This window comes from Synechococcus sp. H70.2, assembly GCF_047462275.1.
Taxonomy (GTDB): domain Bacteria; phylum Cyanobacteriota; class Cyanobacteriia; order Thermostichales; family Thermostichaceae; genus Thermostichus.
On the sequence record NZ_JANSIU010000001.1, the window covers coordinates 79,708 to 95,921 of the forward strand.

Genomic DNA, 16,214 nt, shown 5'->3' on the forward strand with positions numbered 1-16,214 from the left:
GCCTAGCGATTGGCTCGGTAAAGCAGTCCCAGCCCCACTGCGGAGCAGATGAAGTTGGGCAACCAAGCTGCCACCTCCGGCCCCAGCGTCCCAATCTGCCCCAGCGCCTGGCTGACAAACAGCAGCACGTAGTAGGCAAAGATAATCAGCACGCTGAGGCCCAGGCCCAGAGAAGAACTGGTGCGCTGGGGGCGCAGGCCCAGAGGCGCCCCAATTAAGGTAAAGGCCAGACAGGCAAAGGGGATGGCGTACTTTTGGCTAAGGTTGACCTGGAGGCGGCGTACCCTTTGCAGATCCCCCGAGCTGGCGAGGACTTCGATGTAGCGGCGCAGCTCTTGAATGTTCATCTCCTCGGGGCTGCGAACCTCCTGGGCCAGATCCAGCGGCGCCCGCGACAGACGCAGCTCCTGCCGAGCAAAGGTGGCGATGTTGCGGTAGGTGCCGTCGGGCGAAACGAGGTAGGTGGTGCCCTCTTCAAACACCCAGAGGTTCTCCTGGGGATCCCAGCGCCCCCGTTGCGCCAGGAGAATTTGGCTGAGAGCCTCGTTGGAAAAATCGAGGACAATGACGCCGCGCATCTGCTGGCCATCGAAGCTGCGGGCATAGAACTGACGGGTTAGCCCTTGCCGGCGGGAAAAACTGCCGTCCGGCTCGGGCGTAAGGATCTCGCCAAACTCTTGGTAAAGAATGTTCTCGCGGCGAAAGTCCGGATCCCGGTTCAAAGCACGGTTTAAAGTCAGGGCCGCCTGGCGGTTGCTCACCGGCACCACCAGCTCGTTGAAGAGAAACGTTAACGTCGTCACCAAGAGGCTGAGGAGGAGAGCAGGCACCACCAGACGGTAGAGACTCACGCCGCAGGCCCGCAGGGCAGTGATCTCGTTATCAGCAGACAGGCGCCCATAGGCCAGCAGTGTTGCCAGCAACATGGACATGGGGAACGTCAGGACGATGATCCCCGGTGCCCGCAACACAAACACTTGCAACGCTGCCGAAAGGGACAGCCCCGCCTCTACCACCAGGCGCACCAGCTCAAACAGGGATCCCACTGCCATCACCAGGGTGGTAAACGCCCCCACCCCAAAGAGAAAGGGCAGGAGCATCTCGGAGATGAGGTAGCGATCCATCAGACCTACCGCACAAACAATGGAGAGTCTGGGGCAAGACTGCTCAACTGGACAAGGAGTAGGAGGAAAAGAGAGTTTCACGCAGCCCAAGGAAGTAGTAGCTAGGACAGCCAGCCCTTCGGGAGAGTCGAAGGCTGTTAACGACTTTAGACCAGAACCCTAAGCAACAAAATTGCCTCTCTTTCTCAACCCAATCCGCCTATAATTGGGCTCCGACTAAGCTTCGGCCTTGAGGTACCTTCCGTATGGCTTCCTCTTCCCTTAAGGCTTTGCTAGAGCGGCTCCTGGAGCTGCGCCGGCAAGTGGTCGAGGGATCCCAGACCTACCTGGCCGCTTGGGGCTGTTCTGCGGATCCTCCTCCAGCCATTTGCAACCTGGCGCGCTACCTAGCGCTGCGCCAACACGATCTGCGCAACCTGCAATTAGAGCTGGCTGCTGTGGGGCTGTCCTCGCTGGGGCGATGCGAATCGCGGGTTTTGGAAAACCTGGATGCGGTGATTGCTATTTTGGCAGCCACGCAGGGCCTAAGCCACAAGGGGCCCAGCTACGAAGAGTTTTACGCTGGAGACATGGCGCTGGAGCAGCACACTGCGGTTCTCTTTGGCCCTCCCTCGCCCCACCGCCGCGCCCGCATCATGGTAACCCTGCCCAGCGAAGCTGCCGAGCAGCCAGAGCTGCTGCTGCAACTGTTGCAGCGGGGCATGGACGTAGCACGAATCAACTGCGCCCACGACGAGCCCTCAGGGTGGGAGAAAATGGTGGCCCACCTGCGCTGGGCCGAAGCCCAGACCCAACGGCGCTGCAAGATTTTGTTCGACCTGGCCGGCCCCAAGATCCGCACTGGCCCGGTGGCCATGCCCCCCGGCAAAGCCAAGGTGTACTGCGGGGATCGCATCCTGCTCACGGCAGCCATGCCGCCAGTTAACTCTGACATCTCCTGCCAGGTGGCTTGCACCCTGCCGGAGGTTTTGGCAAACCTGCAGGTGGGAGCAACTGTTTGGATCGACGACGGCAAGATTGGCGCCCGCGTCGTGGGGATCGAGCCGGCGGGCGTGGTGCTGGAGGTGGACAAAGTTGCTCCCCAGGGCAAGAAGTTGCGAGCCGAAAAAGGCCTCAACTTTCCCGACAGCCAACTCCCAATCCAGCCCCTGACCGAGAAAGACCGCCAAGACCTGGACTTTGTGGTGCAGTATGCCGACCTAGTGGGCTATTCCTTTGTCCAGCAGCCGGCGGATTTGCAGGTGCTGTTTGCTGAGCTGGAGCGGCGCCAGGCTCGGCCTGACTTGGGGTTAATCCTGAAAATCGAGACCCGACAAGCGGTGAAAAACCTGCCGGCTCTCATCGCGGCGGCTGCTAATAGGCCGCTGGGGGTGATGATTGCCCGGGGAGATCTGGCCGTGGAGATGGGCTGGCTGCGCTTGGGGGAGATCCAGGAGGAACTGCTGTGGATCTGTGAGGCCGCCCATGTGCCCGTGGTGTGGGCTACGCAGGTGCTGGATCAGCTCACCAAAAAGGGCTTGCCCTCCCGGCCTGAGCTTTCCGATGCGGTGATGTCTGCCCGCGCCGAATGCGTCATGCTCAACAAAGGTCCCTACCTGCTGGAGGCGGTTGCCCTTCTGGATGAGCTGCTGGCCCGCATGCAGGCCCACCAGCACAAGAAAAGCCAACGCCTGCGGGCTTTGTATTCCTGGCAGTAGAGGAAGCTCATTAGAGGCGGAACTTCTCCCCCAGGTAATACTTGCGCACCAAGGGATCCGCCGCCAGCTCCGCTGGTGTACCCTTGGCCAGGATGGCACCCTCGTTGAGAATATAGGCCCGGTCGGTGATCTCCAGCGTCTCCCGCACGTTGTGGTCAGTAATCAAAACACCGATGCCCCGCTGCTTGAGCTTGGCCACCACCTCCTGGATATCTGCCACCGCAATGGGATCCACCCCTGCGAAGGGCTCATCCAGCAGCAGGAATTTTGGCCCGTGGATCCCGGCAGCCAGAGCGCGGGCAATTTCGGCGCGGCGCCGTTCTCCCCCCGACACCTGCAAGCCCAAACTGTGGGCCACATGGGCAATGCGGAACTCCTCTAGCAGGTGGTTGAGGCGCTGCTGCCAGAGGCGGCGGGGCACCCCCGTCTGCTCCATAATCAGCAGTAGGTTGTCTTGGATGCTGAGGCGGCGGAAGATGCTGGGTTCCTGGGCCAGGTAGCCAATCCCCAGGCGGGCGCGGCGATGCATTGGCAGATGGGTAATATCTTGGTCATCCAGCCAGACATGGCCTCGGTTGGGCTGGATCAAGCCGGTCATGATGTAAAAGGTGGTGGTTTTCCCCGCTCCATTGGGCCCCAGCAACCCAACAATTTCTCCTTGCTCAAGGCTCAAGTTGACATCCTTGACCACCTCGCGGCGGCCATAGCGCTTACAGATGTTTTCCAGTCGAATCTGCATAGACCAGCACAGGGTTGCTGTTCAATGTTGACTGATCCTGGAGGGCTAGTTCCATAGAGGCTTCTCCCTTTTCTCCCCAGGCTGCTCCAGACCTGCATGGGAACTGGGAGATCCTCGCCGCCTGCCGTAGCTGCACGCGCTGCCTCCAAAGGGGAGGCTCGGTATCCAGCAACCTCGACTCCGATTGTCGCTGTCGCCGCTGCGGTTGCTCCCTGCGTTGCCGTCCTCTCCCCTCCTGGGAAAGCTTGCCTGTCGCCCGGCTCAGCTCGAGGAAAGGCAAGCCGAACCCTCCTCCTTGGCTGGCAATCCCCTGGAATTCAGTTTTGCTGGGACTGGGGCAATCAACCGCTGGCTGTGGATCGCTTTCCCCCATTTGAGAGAGTGGCCGAAGCCAGCAGATACCACTATCATGGGACCAACGCAGGACAACCCCGCTCCGCTGGATTGTCTTCGTCACTCCTCGAGATGAGGCCTGGTTACCATGAATCTCCATCTCAAAGCTTCCGCCGCTTTGGCGCTGCTGACCACGGCTGCTGTCGCTTCCGCTGCCGCTGCCACACCTCCTAACGCCTGCTTCCTACGCTACCTACTGGCCTCCAAAGCCTGCCCTAACTGCCGCCTAGGATCCCTTGAGCTGAGCCACCTGGATCTGGCGGAAGCCAACCTCCAGGGCGCCGACCTCATCGAGGCCAATCTAGAGCGCACCATCCTGACAGGCGCTAATCTTAGCGGTGCTTATCTGGTGGGAGCCAACTTGCGGCGAGCCCAGTTGCCTGGCGCCAACCTCAGCGGTGCCTACCTGGAGGGAGCGGACTTGCGGGGTGCAGATTTGCGGGGGGCCAATCTCTCCTTCGCCTCCCTCTACGGCGCCGACTTGCGCGGGGCCGATCTGCGCAATGCCAATCTGGCTGGAGCTGACCTGCGCTTTGCCCGCACCTGGGGCGCCCGCCTGCAGGACGCCATCCACGAGTAGCGCAAAAAGCCAAGATAGCTCCACTGCCTGTTTTCCCTCTCAAGGAGAAGGAGCAGTTAGAGGCGAGGATATACTGCGGATGGCGAGACTCGAACTCGCATGGCAAAGCCACACGCCCCTCAAACGTGCGCGTATACCAATTCCGCCACATCCGCGCTAGCTTGACTCCCACTATCCTAGCAGCAAAAAGGCTGGGGTGTTAAGGGGCCGGCAACTGGACAGCAAGGCACTAATCCTCCGTCCAAAACCGCTCTGAGAGGTACTTGTCGGCCCCATCGCAGAAAATGGTGACCACAACCCCACTTGAAAGTTGGCGCGCCACCTCAAGGGCAGCCACCACATTGGCACCAGAAGAGATGCCTACTAGTAGCCCCTCCTCCAAGGCTAGGCGCTTTACCATCTTCTGGGCAGCTTCAGTGGAAACCTCGAGGTGCCGGTCCGGCAAGCTGGGATCATAAATCTCTGGCTTGAGAGCAGTCGCCATGTGCTTGAGGCCTTCAAGGCCGTGGAAGGGGGAGTCGGGCTGCATGGCAATGATCTGGATATCAGAGCGGTACTCCCGCAGGCGCCGCCCTACCCCCATGCAGGTGCCGCTGGTGCCTAGCCCGGTTACAAAGTGGGTGACCTGTCCCTGGGTTTGCTCCCAGATCTCCACCCCTGTGGTCTCGTAGTGGGCCTGCCAGTTGGCGGGGTTGCTGTACTGGTCGGGATAGAAGTAGAGATCGGGGTTTTCGGCATAGAGAGCACGAGCTTTCTCGATGGCCCCATCGGAGCCAAGGGCTGGATCCGTGAGCACTAAGTCCACGCCGTAGGCAGCGAGGATCTTCTTGCGCTCTGGGCTGGCGTTGGCCGGTAGGGCCAGCTTCACCTTGTACCCCAAAGCTGCCCCTATCCAGGCATAGGCGATGCCCGTGTTGCCGCTGGTGGCATCCAGAATGATCTTGCCAGGCCTCAGCTTGCCCTCGCGTTCGCCAGCCCGAATCATGTTCAGGGCCGGGCGATCCTTGACCGAGCCCCCGGGGTTGTACCACTCTGCTTTGCCATAAACTCGTACCGCTGGCGGCAGATCAGCAGTAACCCGTCGCAGGCGAATAAGCGGTGTGCGTCCCACCAACTCAATGGGGCTCTCCACTGCAGGGGGCAAGGGGCGAGAAGAAAACGCACTCGGGTACAAGCGGGATCCCTCGCTAGACGAGCACTGGACTGGATAACCATTGCTCATCTTATCCCGGGGTTTACCAGTTCTGGCCTCTTCTGGGCTTCCCCGCTTCCTCTAGCTAAGATGGGGGTAGGGAAGCGAGCGTTCTAGGCAACAGCAGAATGCGGAGCGGCAGGGCAGAAATCGGCATTGTAACGGCGCGACAATTTGACCGCCGGCGAGGCCAGATCCACGTTTACGACGGCGAGGGCAAAGGCAAGTCGCAGGCGGCGCTGGGGGTTGTGCTGCGTTCAATTGGCCTGGGCATTGAAAACTCGGCCCCCAGCCGAGTGTTGCTGGTGCGGTTTCTTAAGGGACCGGGTCGCACCTACGCAGAGGATGCAGCAATTGCCGCTCTCCAGCGGGGCTTCCCCCACCTCATTGATCAGCTGCGCACGGGGCGGGGCGAGTTCTTCGGCCCCGACGAGATCACCAAGTTTGACCGCCAGGAGGCCCGCCGCGGCTGGGATGTGGCCAAGGGAGCACTGGCCTCAGGATTTTACTCGGTGGTGGTGCTGGACGAGCTAAACCCGGTGCTGGATCTGGGCCTTCTGCCGGTGGAGGAGGTTGTCAGCACCCTCAAGCAAAAGCCGGAGGAGATAGAGGTGATCATCACTGGGCGGGGGGCACCCAAAGAAATTATCGACCTGGCCGATCTGCACTCAGAAATGCGCAGCGTCCGTCGGGCGACGGATCCCCAGAACGGTCAGCCCCCCCTCAGCGGCATTGAGATTTACACCGGCAACGGCAAAGGCAAATCCACCAGCGCCCTAGGGCGGGCCCTGCAGGCCATTGGGCGTGGCATTAGCAAGGATCTCTCCCACCGCGTCCTAATCATGCAGTGGCTCAAAGGGGGGACGGGCTACACGGAAGATGCGGCCATTCGGGCCTTGCGGGAGAGCTACCCTGACCTAGTGGATCACCAGCGCTGCGGCCGCGATGCCATTGTCTGGCGGGGCAAGCAGCAGGAAATCGATTATGTAGAGGCAGAGCGGGGCTGGGAGCTGGCACGGGCGGCCATTGCCTCTGGGCTTTACAAAACCATCATTCTGGATGAGCTCAACCCCACGGTGGATCTGGAGCTATTGGACGTGGAGCCGATTGTTGAGGCTTTGCTGCGCAAGCCGCGGGATACGGAGATCATCATCACAGGGCGCTGCCATGCCCCCTTGCCCTATTTTGAGCTGGCCTCCGTCCATTCGGAAATGGTGAGCCACAAGCACTATGCCGAGCAAGGAGCCGATCTGCGGCGCGGGGTGGACTATTGAGCAAACTTAAAGATGGAATCCTTGACAGCGCTTAGGCAAGGCAGCGGATTCCTGGAGGCCAGGGTACTGGCCCAGTTGCTACTTGCTCTTTTCCAGACGGAGGTGTGGGTGGAGGGCAAGGAGCGGGTTCCCCAGGGTCCGCTGCTGGTGGTCAGTAACCATCGCAGCTTTTTGGATGCGCCGGTGCTGATTACTGGGCTGGAGCGGCCAATCCGCTTTGCCTGCCACTACTACCTCTCTCAGGTGCCCCTCTTGCGGGAGGTAGCCTTTGCCCTGGGTTGTATCCCCCTGCAGCAGGGATCCGGGCCCCAGCTTGCCTTTTTTCGCCAGGCTCAGGCCACGTTGGCAGCAGGCGGAGGAGTGGGAATTTTCCCGGAAGGGGCAGAGCAGATTACCCGCGAGACCTCACCCCAGGAGCTGGGCCGGTTTCAGCCGGGCTTTGCCCACCTGGCCTTGGCTGCCGGGGTAGACCCTCTGCCAATTCTGCCGGTAGCGGTGTGGGCCCAACACGAGTGGCGGGGGATGGACATCCCCATGGCTTTTTTCCGCTGGTTTGACCCCACCGAGCCCAGGTTTCAGCAGGCGGGGGGGCATCCAGTGGTGATCTATCGTCAGGTGGTGGTGCGAGTGGGATCCCCTCTTTGGGTGGAGGGAGCAAGGCGCTACACCTGCCGCCAGGAGCGGCTGCAGGTGATTCAGGAGTTAACGGCAGCCGCCCGGGAACAGGTGCGCTTGGGATTAGTAGAGAGATGAAAAAGATAAGTGGCGAGGCAGCAGCCTCTAGCGGGATCAGGCCGGCGCCGCAGGCAGGCAGCCAGGAGCGGCCGCTGCTACTGTACCTGCCTGGCCTGGATGGCACGGGCCGATTGTTTTACCGGCAGGCGCAGGCTCTGCAGGCCGAGTTTCGCGTCCGCCCTGTGAGCTTAAACCACCCCGAAGCGGGGCATAGCTGGGAGAGCTTGGTTGAGTGGGTGGGATCCCACCTGGAAGAAGGAGCCTATTTGTGCGGCGAGTCTTTTGGAGCCTGCCTAGCGTTGGCCGTCGCCGCCCAGCAGCCCCAGCGCTGTCGCGGCCTGATTCTGGTCAATCCGGCTTCCTCCCTGCGGCGCCGACCCTGGTGGTGGGCGGGTCATCTTCTCCTGCCCTTTTTGCCGCCGGCGCTCTATCACCAACTCGCCGAGCGGGGGCTGGGATTTTTGGCGGAGCTGAGTCAAATGGAGCCGCCGGATCGGGAGCGGTTGCGCCAGACTGTGCATAGCATCGCTCCAGAGGTGGCTGCCCAGCGCCTAGCCTTGCTGGGATCCTTTGTTGTGGAAGAGCTTCCCCTGGAATCGATGGCCCTGCCGACCTTGCTGGTGGCGGGGGGGCGGGATCGCCTCCTGCCCTCGGTGCAGGAGGTGCAGCGTCTGGCGGAGCGGCTGCCCCAGGCCCAGGTGGAGATCTCGCCTTGGAGCGGCCACGCCTGCCTTCTGGAGCGGCAGATGAATCTGCGGCGCTACTTGCTCAAGCCCGATGGGGTTTTTGCTCCCCTGCTGAGTCGTTGAGAATGGAAAGGGCTCCCCAGAGGTCGCCTATCCGCCCTTGGCAGGAGGGATCTTTCCCTTCTCGATCCAGCCAAAGGGCTCTCAAGCCCGCTGCTGTGGCCCCTTGATAGTCTTCGCGGTAGCTGTCGCCGATGTGGCAAGCGGCTTCGGGGGGGATCCCCTGCGTCTCCAGGGCAGCTTGGAAGATGCGGGGATCGGGCTTGGCATAGCCCACCTGGGTGGAGAGGGTGAGGCTGGAAAAATAGCCCTCCAACCCCAGTGCCTGCAGCACCCTGGGCAGGCGGCTGTCGAAGTTGGAGATCACCCCCAGCCGGATCCCTTCCCCCTGAAGAGCCTGGAGAACTGGTAGCGTCTCCGGATACAGCTCCCAGGGATCCGCCCCGGCAAAATACTCGAAAAGGTGGGCAAAAAACGCCGCAAAGCGCTCCTCCCCAAAAGCAGCCAGGGATCCCACCCCCGCAAAGGTCTGGCGCACCACCTGCTGCCACCAGGCCCGCTCCCAAGCCAGCAAAGAGGATCCCGATAGACCACCACAGGCCGGCGGGGGAGCGCTGGCAAAAGCTTGAGCAAAGGCGCGATCCAGGGCCTGCGGATCCACCAATACCCCATACGCTGCTGCCACCTGGCTATAGGCTTGGCCAACGCTGCCCCGCACCCGCAACAGCGTGCCCACGGCATCGAAGAAGATGACCCTCGGCCTCACTGCTGGCTCTCGTAGCGGGCGTAGGCCTCCACAATCCGCTGCACCAGCGGGTGGCGCACCACATCTTGCTGGTCAAAGTAGCAAAAGGCTACCCCCTCCACCCCGGCCAGGATGCGCTCCGCAGCGGCCAACCCCGAGAGGCGATGTCTGCCCAGATCCGTTTGGGTGAGATCCCCGGTAACCACCATGCGCGACCGAAACCCCAGCCGCGTGAGCGCCATCTTCATCTGCTCCGGAGTGGTGTTCTGGGCTTCGTCCAAAATGATGAAAGCGTTGCTTAGCGTGCGGCCGCGCATGTAGGCCAGGGGCACCACCTCGATTACCCCCTGCTCCATAAGCTGAGGCAGCTTGGCCGGCTCGATAAACTCAAACAGGGCATCGTAGAGAGGCCGCAGATAGGGATCCACCTTCTCTACCAGATCCCCTGGCAAGAACCCCAGCTTCTCCCCTGCCTCCACCGCCGGGCGTGTCAGGATCAAACGCTCGTACTCGCGGTTTTGCAGGGCTGTGATGGCCACAACGGCAGCCAGATAGGTTTTCCCAGTGCCTGCCGGCCCAATGCCGAAGCAGAGATCGTGGGTGCGAATGGCTTGCACGTACTCCTGCTGACGGGGCGTTTTAGGCCGAATCAGCTCCCCCTTGCGGGTGCGGGCCAGAACACCTGTTTGCACTTGCCGATAGGCCTCAGCTTCCTGGTTGGAGAGGGCGCGGAAGGCTTGTTCGGCATCAATTGCAGTTACAGGGTGGCCAGCTTGCCAAAGGGGCCTCAGCAATTCTAGCCACTGCCGCACTTGCTGCCGCTGTTGAGGGGTCCCCTTCAGGTAGAGATCCTGCCCCCGCAGGGTTACCGAGGCGCCGCTGCAGCGGCTAATCCATTTCAAGTTAGCCTCCTGCACCCCCGCTAGGGACATGGCCTGTCGAGGACTTGACAAGGAGATGATCTCAAGATCGATGGCGGCGGAAGAAGTCGAGGTGTTGTGCATGCCGCGGGCGCTGTGCACCCTAAGACCTGTGATGGTGATCCTATCAGAAGCAGCGGCCAGGGCGCTCTGGGTTCTGGCCAGCCTTGGCAAAGGGTTTGACGCCGGGAGACTCCCCCGGCAGCAGCGTTTGATTACCCTCCCCCGACTAACTTGGGGGATTCTTACCCAGCCCGCAAACGGAGCTGCAAAGGCGTTCTTCACCAACCCTCCTCGCTTCCCAAAGAGCCATCACCTGTTGGGTTTTTCACCGGAGTGGGGTAGCTCATCTCCATCCAAGAAGCTTGTCTGGGAACTGTGCGCCTCATCCACCTCAATCCAGAACGCTAGCAGAGTGGGGCTATGCGCTCCTTCAACTGGCCTGTTGGCACAGGCACTTTTGGTTGTGAACCTTTCCTGAGTTGCAGTCTTGCTTCCCAACCCAAGATAACTTTCCCGATCCCGTAAGGGGGACGGAGTTACCCAGCGAGCAGCTTTGTGGACGGCATCCCGCCTCCTACGGTTTCTTTGCTTGGTCACGCGGTCAAGCTGCCGAGACCAAAAACCCTGCAGCTTTTCAGTTTTGAGCTTAGCAACCTGCCTGTTGTCCCACTGGTTAAAGAGTTGACCTTGCGCCCGTCAAGAAATTACTAACGCAATGACTCCCATCATTGGTAAGCAACTAAAGTTGCTTTTGGGCTTTTCCGCCCCACACTAAAGTGCTGGGCTACCAAGCCATCCCCTGGGTAAGCGACGCCAAGGGCAACTCCAGTGGAGGGATCCCCCTCGAGAACAGTTGCCAGCTGGGAGCCCATCTTCTACAATAGGTCAACTAGCAGCCGGGGTTCAGCTTACTGCTGACTCCGCGGGTATGGAGAGGTGGCTGAGTGGTCGAAAGCGGCTTCCTGCTAAGAAGTTACGGGGCCCAAAAAGCTCCGTCGAGGGTTCGAATCCCTCCCTCTCCGTTGCGATAGCTGGGAACTGGCCACCTCTGCTGGGGATGGAGAACAGCGATGGGCCTGGGGTGGCTTTTAAGTCAGTGGGGGGTGGCGCTCTGGCTCAATCTCATCTTGGTGGTGCTGGCCCTGCAGAGTCCCCAGAAGGCCTTGACGCGAGCTGGGGTGTTCCACGCCGGCCTGCTGGGCCTGTTGGTGTGGGGGGGCCTAGGGTGGCGGGGCTATGCGGTGGTGGCTGCCTACTTTTTGGTGGGCACAGCCGTCACCTGGCTGGGGATCCACCGTAAGCAAAGGCAGGGGATTGCTGAGAAGCGAGGGGGGGCACGAGGCCCAGAAAATGTCTGGGGCTCTGCTTTGACCGGGGCAGTATGTGCAGTGGGATACGCTTTCTTCCCCCACCCCCTTTGGTGGCTGGGATATAGCGCCAGCTTCGCCGCCAAGTTGGCCGATACCGTCAGCAGCGAAGTAGGAAAAGCCTATGGACGACAGACCTTTTTGCTCACCACCTTTCAGCCGGTGCCGGCAGGCACCGAGGGAGCTGTGAGCCTAGAGGGATCCCTGGCGGGGGTGGCGGCGGCAGCAGGGATGGCCGCCCTGGCCTGGGGCATTGGCGGAGAATGGGTGGGAGGGGATCCCTGGTGGCTGGGCGCCTGCTGGCTAGCTGGCCTCCTAGCCACCTTGGCAGAAAGCTGGATGGGAGTGGTGCTGCAGCCTCGCCTAGCTTGGATGGCCAATGAGGTGGTTAACGGCATTCAAACAACCCTAGCTGCTCTTCTGGCGGTGGGGTTGGGAGCGCTCCTGGGGATCGGGTCGTAAGAAATTCCTTTGCAGAAAAAAAGGGAGGAGCCCTTCGGCAGCTCTCTCCCCTGTGGATGTCAGATGCGGCCGGGGGCTTTGGCCAGCTCTTAGCGCAAGCCGCTTGGCTTGTAGACTAAGAAGCTAAGCACTTGGCACTGCTTGATGTTGTCAAACCCCACTACACGGATGAAGCAATTGGGGTAAGCACTACGGCAGGCCTGGAGCTCTGTTAGCACCTCCTGCGGGGAAGTGGCGCCAAACAGCGGCAGCTTCCACAAGGTCCAGAAGTGGTCGGTTGGCTCGGAAGACTCGTTGAATTCGATGGCCGGGATGTAGCCCTGATCCAGGATGTACTGCACCTGCTTGAGGATCTGCAGGTCCGTCAGGGGTGGCAAATAGGAGAAAGTTTCGTAGCGGCGCTCTTTCGGTAGGGTTTGCATGACTGAGATTACTCCACTTCAGATGTAGGGTTTTGTAGAAAGGAGCCTGCCTCCGGGTGGGTAACAGGCAGGGATCCTGTTGCTGAGGTCAGCCGTTCCAGGTGGTTGCGGCGGTGTTCCATGTTGGCCTGTTGAATGCCAGTTCTGGCCATTTCTGGCAGGTAGTCCACCACCTCCGCCGCTAGGTGTTCCCGAACAGTCATGATGCGGTAGGCCAAGTCGGCCCGCTCTGCCAGCAAGGCCCGCAGGTAGGCCTCCCCATCTTGGAAGCTTTGCCGAGCAGAAAACTGCTGCAGCCAGAGGGCCCTGGGAGGATCCGTCTCGCTCAGTTGGGCCAGCACCGTGCGCATCGCCTGATAGGTCAGGTAGCTGATCAGCGTTTTGGCCGTATCCTTGGCAATCTGCTTTACATCCATGACCAATCCGGGGGACGGGGCAAACAGGGGGCAAGAGAAGCTGGAGATCCCTTGCCCCCGAAAGACTCTTAGAGCGTATCGACGGGCTTGAATTCGAACTTGACCTCTTTCCACAGCTCGCAGGCAGCGGCCAGTTCTGGCGACCACTTGGCTGCTTCGCGGATGATGTCGTTGCCCTCGCGAATCAGATCTCGGCCTTCATTGCGGGCCTGGATGCAGGCCTCCAGAGCCACCCGGTTGGCCGTCGCGCCTGGAGCGTTCCCCCAGGGGTGACCTAGGGTTCCGCCACCAAACTGCAGCACAGCGTCGTCCCCGAAGATCTCCACCAGTATGGGCATGTGCCAAACGTGGATCCCACCGGAAGCCACCGGCATCACCCCCGGCATGGAAGCCCAATCTTGGGTGAAGAAAATGCCACGGGAACGATCCGCCTCAACGTAGTTTTCTCGCATGAGATCCACAAAGCCCATGGTGATGGCGCGGTCGCCTTCCAGCTTGCCCACCACCGTACCGGCATGCAGGTGGTCGCCACCCGACATGCGCAGGCACTTGGCCAGCACCCGGAAGTGGATGCCGTGGTTTTTCTGCCGGTCAATCACCGCGTGCATGGCGCGGTGGATGTGCAGCAGAATGCCGTTGTCGCGGCACCACTTGGCCAGACTGGTGTTGGCCGTAAAGCCGGCGGTGAGGTAGTCATGCATGATGATGGGGGCACCAATCTCCTTAGCAAACTCCGCCCGCTTGAACATCTCCTCGCAGGTGGGCGCCGTCACGTTCAGGTAGTGCCCCTTGATCTCGCCGGTTTCTGCCTGCGCTTTATGGACCGCTTCCATGACAAACAGGTAGCGATCCCGCCAACGCATGAAGGGCTGGGAGTTGACGTTTTCGTCGTCTTTGGTAAAGTCCAGCCCACCCCGCAGCGCCTCGTACACAGCCCGCCCGTAGTTTTTGGCGGAAAGGCCTAGCTTGGGCTTGATGGTGCAGCCCAGCAGTGGACGACCATACTTGTTCAGCTTATCCCGCTCTACCTGGATACCGTGGGGAGGGCCCTGGAAGGTCTTCAAGTAGGCTACGGGAATACGCAAGTCCTCCAGCCGCAGCGCCTTCAAGGCCTTGAAGCCGAAGACATTGCCCACAATCGAGGTGAGCATGTTGGTAACTGAGCCTTCCTCGAAGAGATCCAGCGGGTAGGCGACGAAGCAGAAATACTGGTTCTCTTCGCCAGGAACCGGCTCAATGTCGTAGCAGCGGCCCTTGTAGCGATCCAAGTCAGTGAGCAGATCGGTCCAAACCGTTGTCCAGGTGCCTGTTGAGGACTCAGCCGCTACGGCTGCCCCCGCTTCTTCCGGAGGGACGCCCGGCTGAGGCGTAACTCGGAAACAGGCCAGGATATCAGTATCCTTAGGTGTGTAATCGGGGGTGTAATAGGTCAGCCGGTAGTCCTTTACCCCCGCTTGGTAGCCGCTTTTGGTTTTGGTTGCTGAGTAGGCCACGTCAATCCCCCTCTACACGAATGACAAACTCTGCAAAGTTGAAAAACAACACCTACAGCCACTCAAGACAGGCAAGGGAGCAGAGGTAAAAATCCTGCTCCTGGAGTTGCCTCACAAGTGGGGGGCTCAACTTGTGCCTTAATCCCCCTCCCTTAGGCAGGGGAAAGATCTGAGCCTTACCCCTAGAACTTCTTCCATCGCCAGCTTTGACACGTCGAGCCTAGAAAATTCCCTGGGGATATTTCCAGCTCCTGTCGCAGCTGCGATTTCGACGATGCAACTCTACCTTAGGTTTAATCCTAAGCTATCATCTGCGATGAGAGGCAGATCATTACTTTCTTTATGAGTTTGATTAGTTTACTTAAAGCAAGCCAGGCCCTCTCTTGGCAGCAAGATAGATTTCTTTAACTCTCTTCACATCTTTCTGAGGGGGATCCCAGCTCCCCCGACAGGGCGCTGGGCAAGGAAGTTTCCGGCAGCCAGGGGAGCTAGGAAACGGTGGTCAGGGAGGGCTGGGGCTTCTTGGTGATTACCTGGTCGATGATGCCGTATTCTTTGGCCTGTTCTGGGGTCATAAAGTTGTCGCGGTCAGTATCGCGCTCGATGCGCTCCAGCGGTTGGCCGGTGTGGTAAGCAAGCAGACTGTTGAGACTGTTTTTGATAAAGAGAAGCTCCCTAGCTTGGATCTCGATGTCAGTGGCTGGACCCTGGGCTCCTCCCAGAGGTTGGTGAATCATGATGCGGGCATGAGGAAGGGCAATGCGTTTGCCTTTGGCGCCCCCTGCCAGCAAAAAGGCTCCCATGCTGGCTGCGAGACCAATGCAGATGGTGGAGACGTCGGGTTGGATGTGCTGCATGGTGTCGTAAATGGCCATGCCAGCATAGACAGAGCCGCCGGGAGAGTTGATGTAGAGGTAGATATCTTTCTCGGGGTCTTCGGATTCCAGGTAGAGCATCTGGGCCACAATGAGGTTGGCAACATCGTCATCTACCGGCGTGCCCAAGAAGATAATCCGATCCCGTAGCAAACGCGAGTAAATATCAAAAGCGCGCTCGCCGCGTGCAGATTGCTCAATAACGGTGGGAATCATGCTAGTCCAAGCGATGGGTCATTCCTATAGATAGTGTAGTTTAAGCCTCTGAAGAGCTGCCCCTCTCGCCACTTGAGTAGGGCAGGACCTGGATCTTTATTATCCCCCTCAAGAGGTGAGGTGTACATGGATGCGATCTCCGATGAACCTCTCCTAATTGCTGGATTGCTGGGCCTGGCTCTCCTGGGAGTCCTGATCTTGGCCGGGGCAGGAGGCCGACTAGCAAGAAACGTAAGTTGACAGAACTAAACCCGCCTCTTTAGAATCAAGATCGCCCTGCTTCCAGATGCCCCCATCGTCTAGAGGCCTAGGACACATCCCTTTCACGGATGCGACAGGGGTTCGAATCCCCTTGGGGGTATAGGGAAACGACTAAGCGCAAGTGTGTCCCTAGAAGGCTGCTCTTTAGCTCCAGAGGTGGCCTCCAATGGCTATAGATTTCTTGGCTAGGGAGTCTCTGACAGGGATCAGCGGCTACTGGCTAGAGCTTCCGCTGGCGCAGCGCTAGCCACCAGATCGTCTTTGATCAGCTCTACCAGATCCTGAAGCTGACGAATGGCTTCTGCTCCTTCCAGCTTCATCAGCTCTCGCTCATCCCGCATCTCCGTCCAGCTGATGGAGCACTCGGAAACCAAAAAGCGAATCAGATGCCCTTCCCGCAAGCTGACCATGAAGGAAGCGCTCTCAAAGGAGGTTCCGCAGGTGTAGCAGGAGGCTGGGTAGCCCCGCTTCTCCAAAGCAATGGCCAGGGCCTGCAAACTCATCACCAGGTCTTGAACGTAGCTGCGGTATTGTTCCGCCAACCGTGTGAACAT

Annotated in this window: 16 protein-coding genes and 3 tRNA genes; 8 read left to right on the forward strand and 11 right to left on the reverse strand. The window is 60.0% G+C overall.

The annotated features are described in order from the left end of the window. Positions 1 to 2: 2 nt before the first annotated feature. Positions 3 to 1,124, reverse strand: coding sequence for an LptF/LptG family permease (locus NW822_RS00370; RefSeq protein ID WP_414403140.1), 1,122 nt, complete (start codon positions 1,122 to 1,124; stop codon positions 3 to 5). A gap of 245 nt (positions 1,125 to 1,369) precedes the next feature. Between NW822_RS00370 and NW822_RS00375 the strand changes: the two genes are divergently transcribed. Beyond that, positions 1,370 to 2,821 carry a pyruvate kinase gene (locus NW822_RS00375; protein WP_414403141.1) on the forward strand — a complete coding sequence of 484 codons (1,452 nt, stop codon included), beginning with the start codon at positions 1,370 to 1,372 and terminating at the stop codon, positions 2,819 to 2,821. A gap of 10 nt (positions 2,822 to 2,831) precedes the next feature. Here the strand turns inward: NW822_RS00375 and lptB are convergent, their stop codons facing one another. Continuing rightward, positions 2,832 to 3,560 (reverse strand): LPS export ABC transporter ATP-binding protein, encoded by a 729-nt coding sequence (gene lptB, locus NW822_RS00380; protein WP_414359543.1) that lies wholly within the window; start codon positions 3,558 to 3,560, stop codon positions 2,832 to 2,834. A 481-nt stretch (positions 3,561 to 4,041) separates the two neighbouring features. Between lptB and NW822_RS00385 the strand changes: the two genes are divergently transcribed. Next, entirely contained in the window at positions 4,042 to 4,533 is a 492-nt protein-coding gene (locus NW822_RS00385; RefSeq protein ID WP_414403142.1) for a pentapeptide repeat-containing protein, read from the forward strand. Between the two features lie 74 nt (positions 4,534 to 4,607). Here NW822_RS00385 and NW822_RS00390 read toward each other — a convergent pair. Further along, positions 4,608 to 4,688, reverse strand: a tRNA-Leu gene (locus NW822_RS00390). 74 nt (positions 4,689 to 4,762) lie between these two features. Further along, a complete protein-coding gene (locus NW822_RS00395) occupies positions 4,763 to 5,644 on the reverse strand; it encodes a PLP-dependent cysteine synthase family protein (RefSeq protein WP_414403143.1) in 882 nt (293 codons plus the stop codon). A 209-nt stretch (positions 5,645 to 5,853) separates the two neighbouring features. Between NW822_RS00395 and NW822_RS00400 the strand changes: the two genes are divergently transcribed. Genes NW822_RS00400 through NW822_RS00410 form a run of 3 tightly spaced genes read left to right on the forward strand, consistent with a single transcriptional unit; the run spans position 5,854 to position 8,543 of the window. Continuing rightward, a complete protein-coding gene (locus NW822_RS00400; protein WP_414359540.1) occupies positions 5,854 to 6,999 on the forward strand; it encodes a cob(I)yrinic acid a,c-diamide adenosyltransferase in 1,146 nt (381 codons plus the stop codon). Between the two features lie 12 nt (positions 7,000 to 7,011). Next, positions 7,012 to 7,752, forward strand: a complete 741-nt coding sequence (locus NW822_RS00405; RefSeq protein WP_414403144.1) for a lysophospholipid acyltransferase family protein — start codon at positions 7,012 to 7,014, stop codon at positions 7,750 to 7,752. After that, positions 7,749 to 8,543 (forward strand): alpha/beta fold hydrolase, encoded by a 795-nt coding sequence (locus NW822_RS00410; protein ID WP_414403145.1) that lies wholly within the window; start codon positions 7,749 to 7,751, stop codon positions 8,541 to 8,543. The genes NW822_RS00405 and NW822_RS00410 overlap by 4 nt, the downstream gene beginning before the upstream one ends. Here NW822_RS00410 and NW822_RS00415 read toward each other — a convergent pair. Next, positions 8,503 to 9,246, reverse strand: a complete 744-nt coding sequence (locus tag NW822_RS00415; protein WP_414403146.1) for an HAD-IA family hydrolase — start codon at positions 9,244 to 9,246, stop codon at positions 8,503 to 8,505. The two genes, NW822_RS00410 and NW822_RS00415, sit on opposite strands and share 41 nt — an antisense overlap. Then, a complete protein-coding gene (locus NW822_RS00420) occupies positions 9,243 to 10,229 on the reverse strand; it encodes a PhoH family protein (protein ID WP_414403147.1) in 987 nt (328 codons plus the stop codon). Before NW822_RS00420 ends, NW822_RS00415 begins: the two co-directional genes overlap by 4 nt. Before the next feature lie 849 nt (positions 10,230 to 11,078). On the opposite strand from NW822_RS00420, the gene NW822_RS00425 reads away from it, so the two are divergent. Next, positions 11,079 to 11,170: transfer RNA gene (locus NW822_RS00425), tRNA-Ser, on the forward strand. Positions 11,171 to 11,218: 48 nt separating this feature from the next. Next, a complete protein-coding gene (locus NW822_RS00430; protein WP_414403148.1) occupies positions 11,219 to 11,977 on the forward strand; it encodes a TIGR00297 family protein in 759 nt (252 codons plus the stop codon). An 89-nt stretch (positions 11,978 to 12,066) separates the two neighbouring features. On the opposite strand, the gene NW822_RS00435 is transcribed toward NW822_RS00430, so the two are convergent. The 4 genes from NW822_RS00435 to clpP form a co-directional block, all read right to left on the reverse strand. Continuing rightward, entirely contained in the window at positions 12,067 to 12,399 is a 333-nt protein-coding gene (locus NW822_RS00435; RefSeq protein WP_414359530.1) for a ribulose bisphosphate carboxylase small subunit, read from the reverse strand. Positions 12,400 to 12,407: 8 nt separating this feature from the next. Beyond that, the gene (gene rcbX, locus NW822_RS00440) at positions 12,408 to 12,815 is read right to left on the reverse strand and encodes a RuBisCO chaperone RbcX (protein WP_414403149.1); all 408 of its coding nucleotides are present in this window, start codon (positions 12,813 to 12,815) and stop codon (positions 12,408 to 12,410) included. Between the two features lie 68 nt (positions 12,816 to 12,883). Further along, complete coding sequence (locus tag NW822_RS00445; RefSeq protein WP_414403150.1) at positions 12,884 to 14,308, reverse strand: form I ribulose bisphosphate carboxylase large subunit; 1,425 nt, start codon at positions 14,306 to 14,308, stop codon at positions 12,884 to 12,886. 488 nt (positions 14,309 to 14,796) lie between these two features. Next, on the reverse strand, positions 14,797 to 15,399 hold the full coding sequence (gene clpP, locus NW822_RS00450; protein ID WP_414359525.1) for an ATP-dependent Clp endopeptidase proteolytic subunit ClpP: 603 nt from the start codon (positions 15,397 to 15,399) through the stop codon (positions 14,797 to 14,799). Between the two features lie 288 nt (positions 15,400 to 15,687). Here clpP and NW822_RS00455 point away from each other — a divergent pair. After that, positions 15,688 to 15,760: transfer RNA gene (locus NW822_RS00455), tRNA-Glu, on the forward strand. A 106-nt stretch (positions 15,761 to 15,866) separates the two neighbouring features. Here the strand turns inward: NW822_RS00455 and NW822_RS00460 are convergent. Continuing rightward, a complete protein-coding gene (locus NW822_RS00460; protein WP_414359523.1) occupies positions 15,867 to 16,214 on the reverse strand; it encodes a DUF1815 family protein in 348 nt (115 codons plus the stop codon).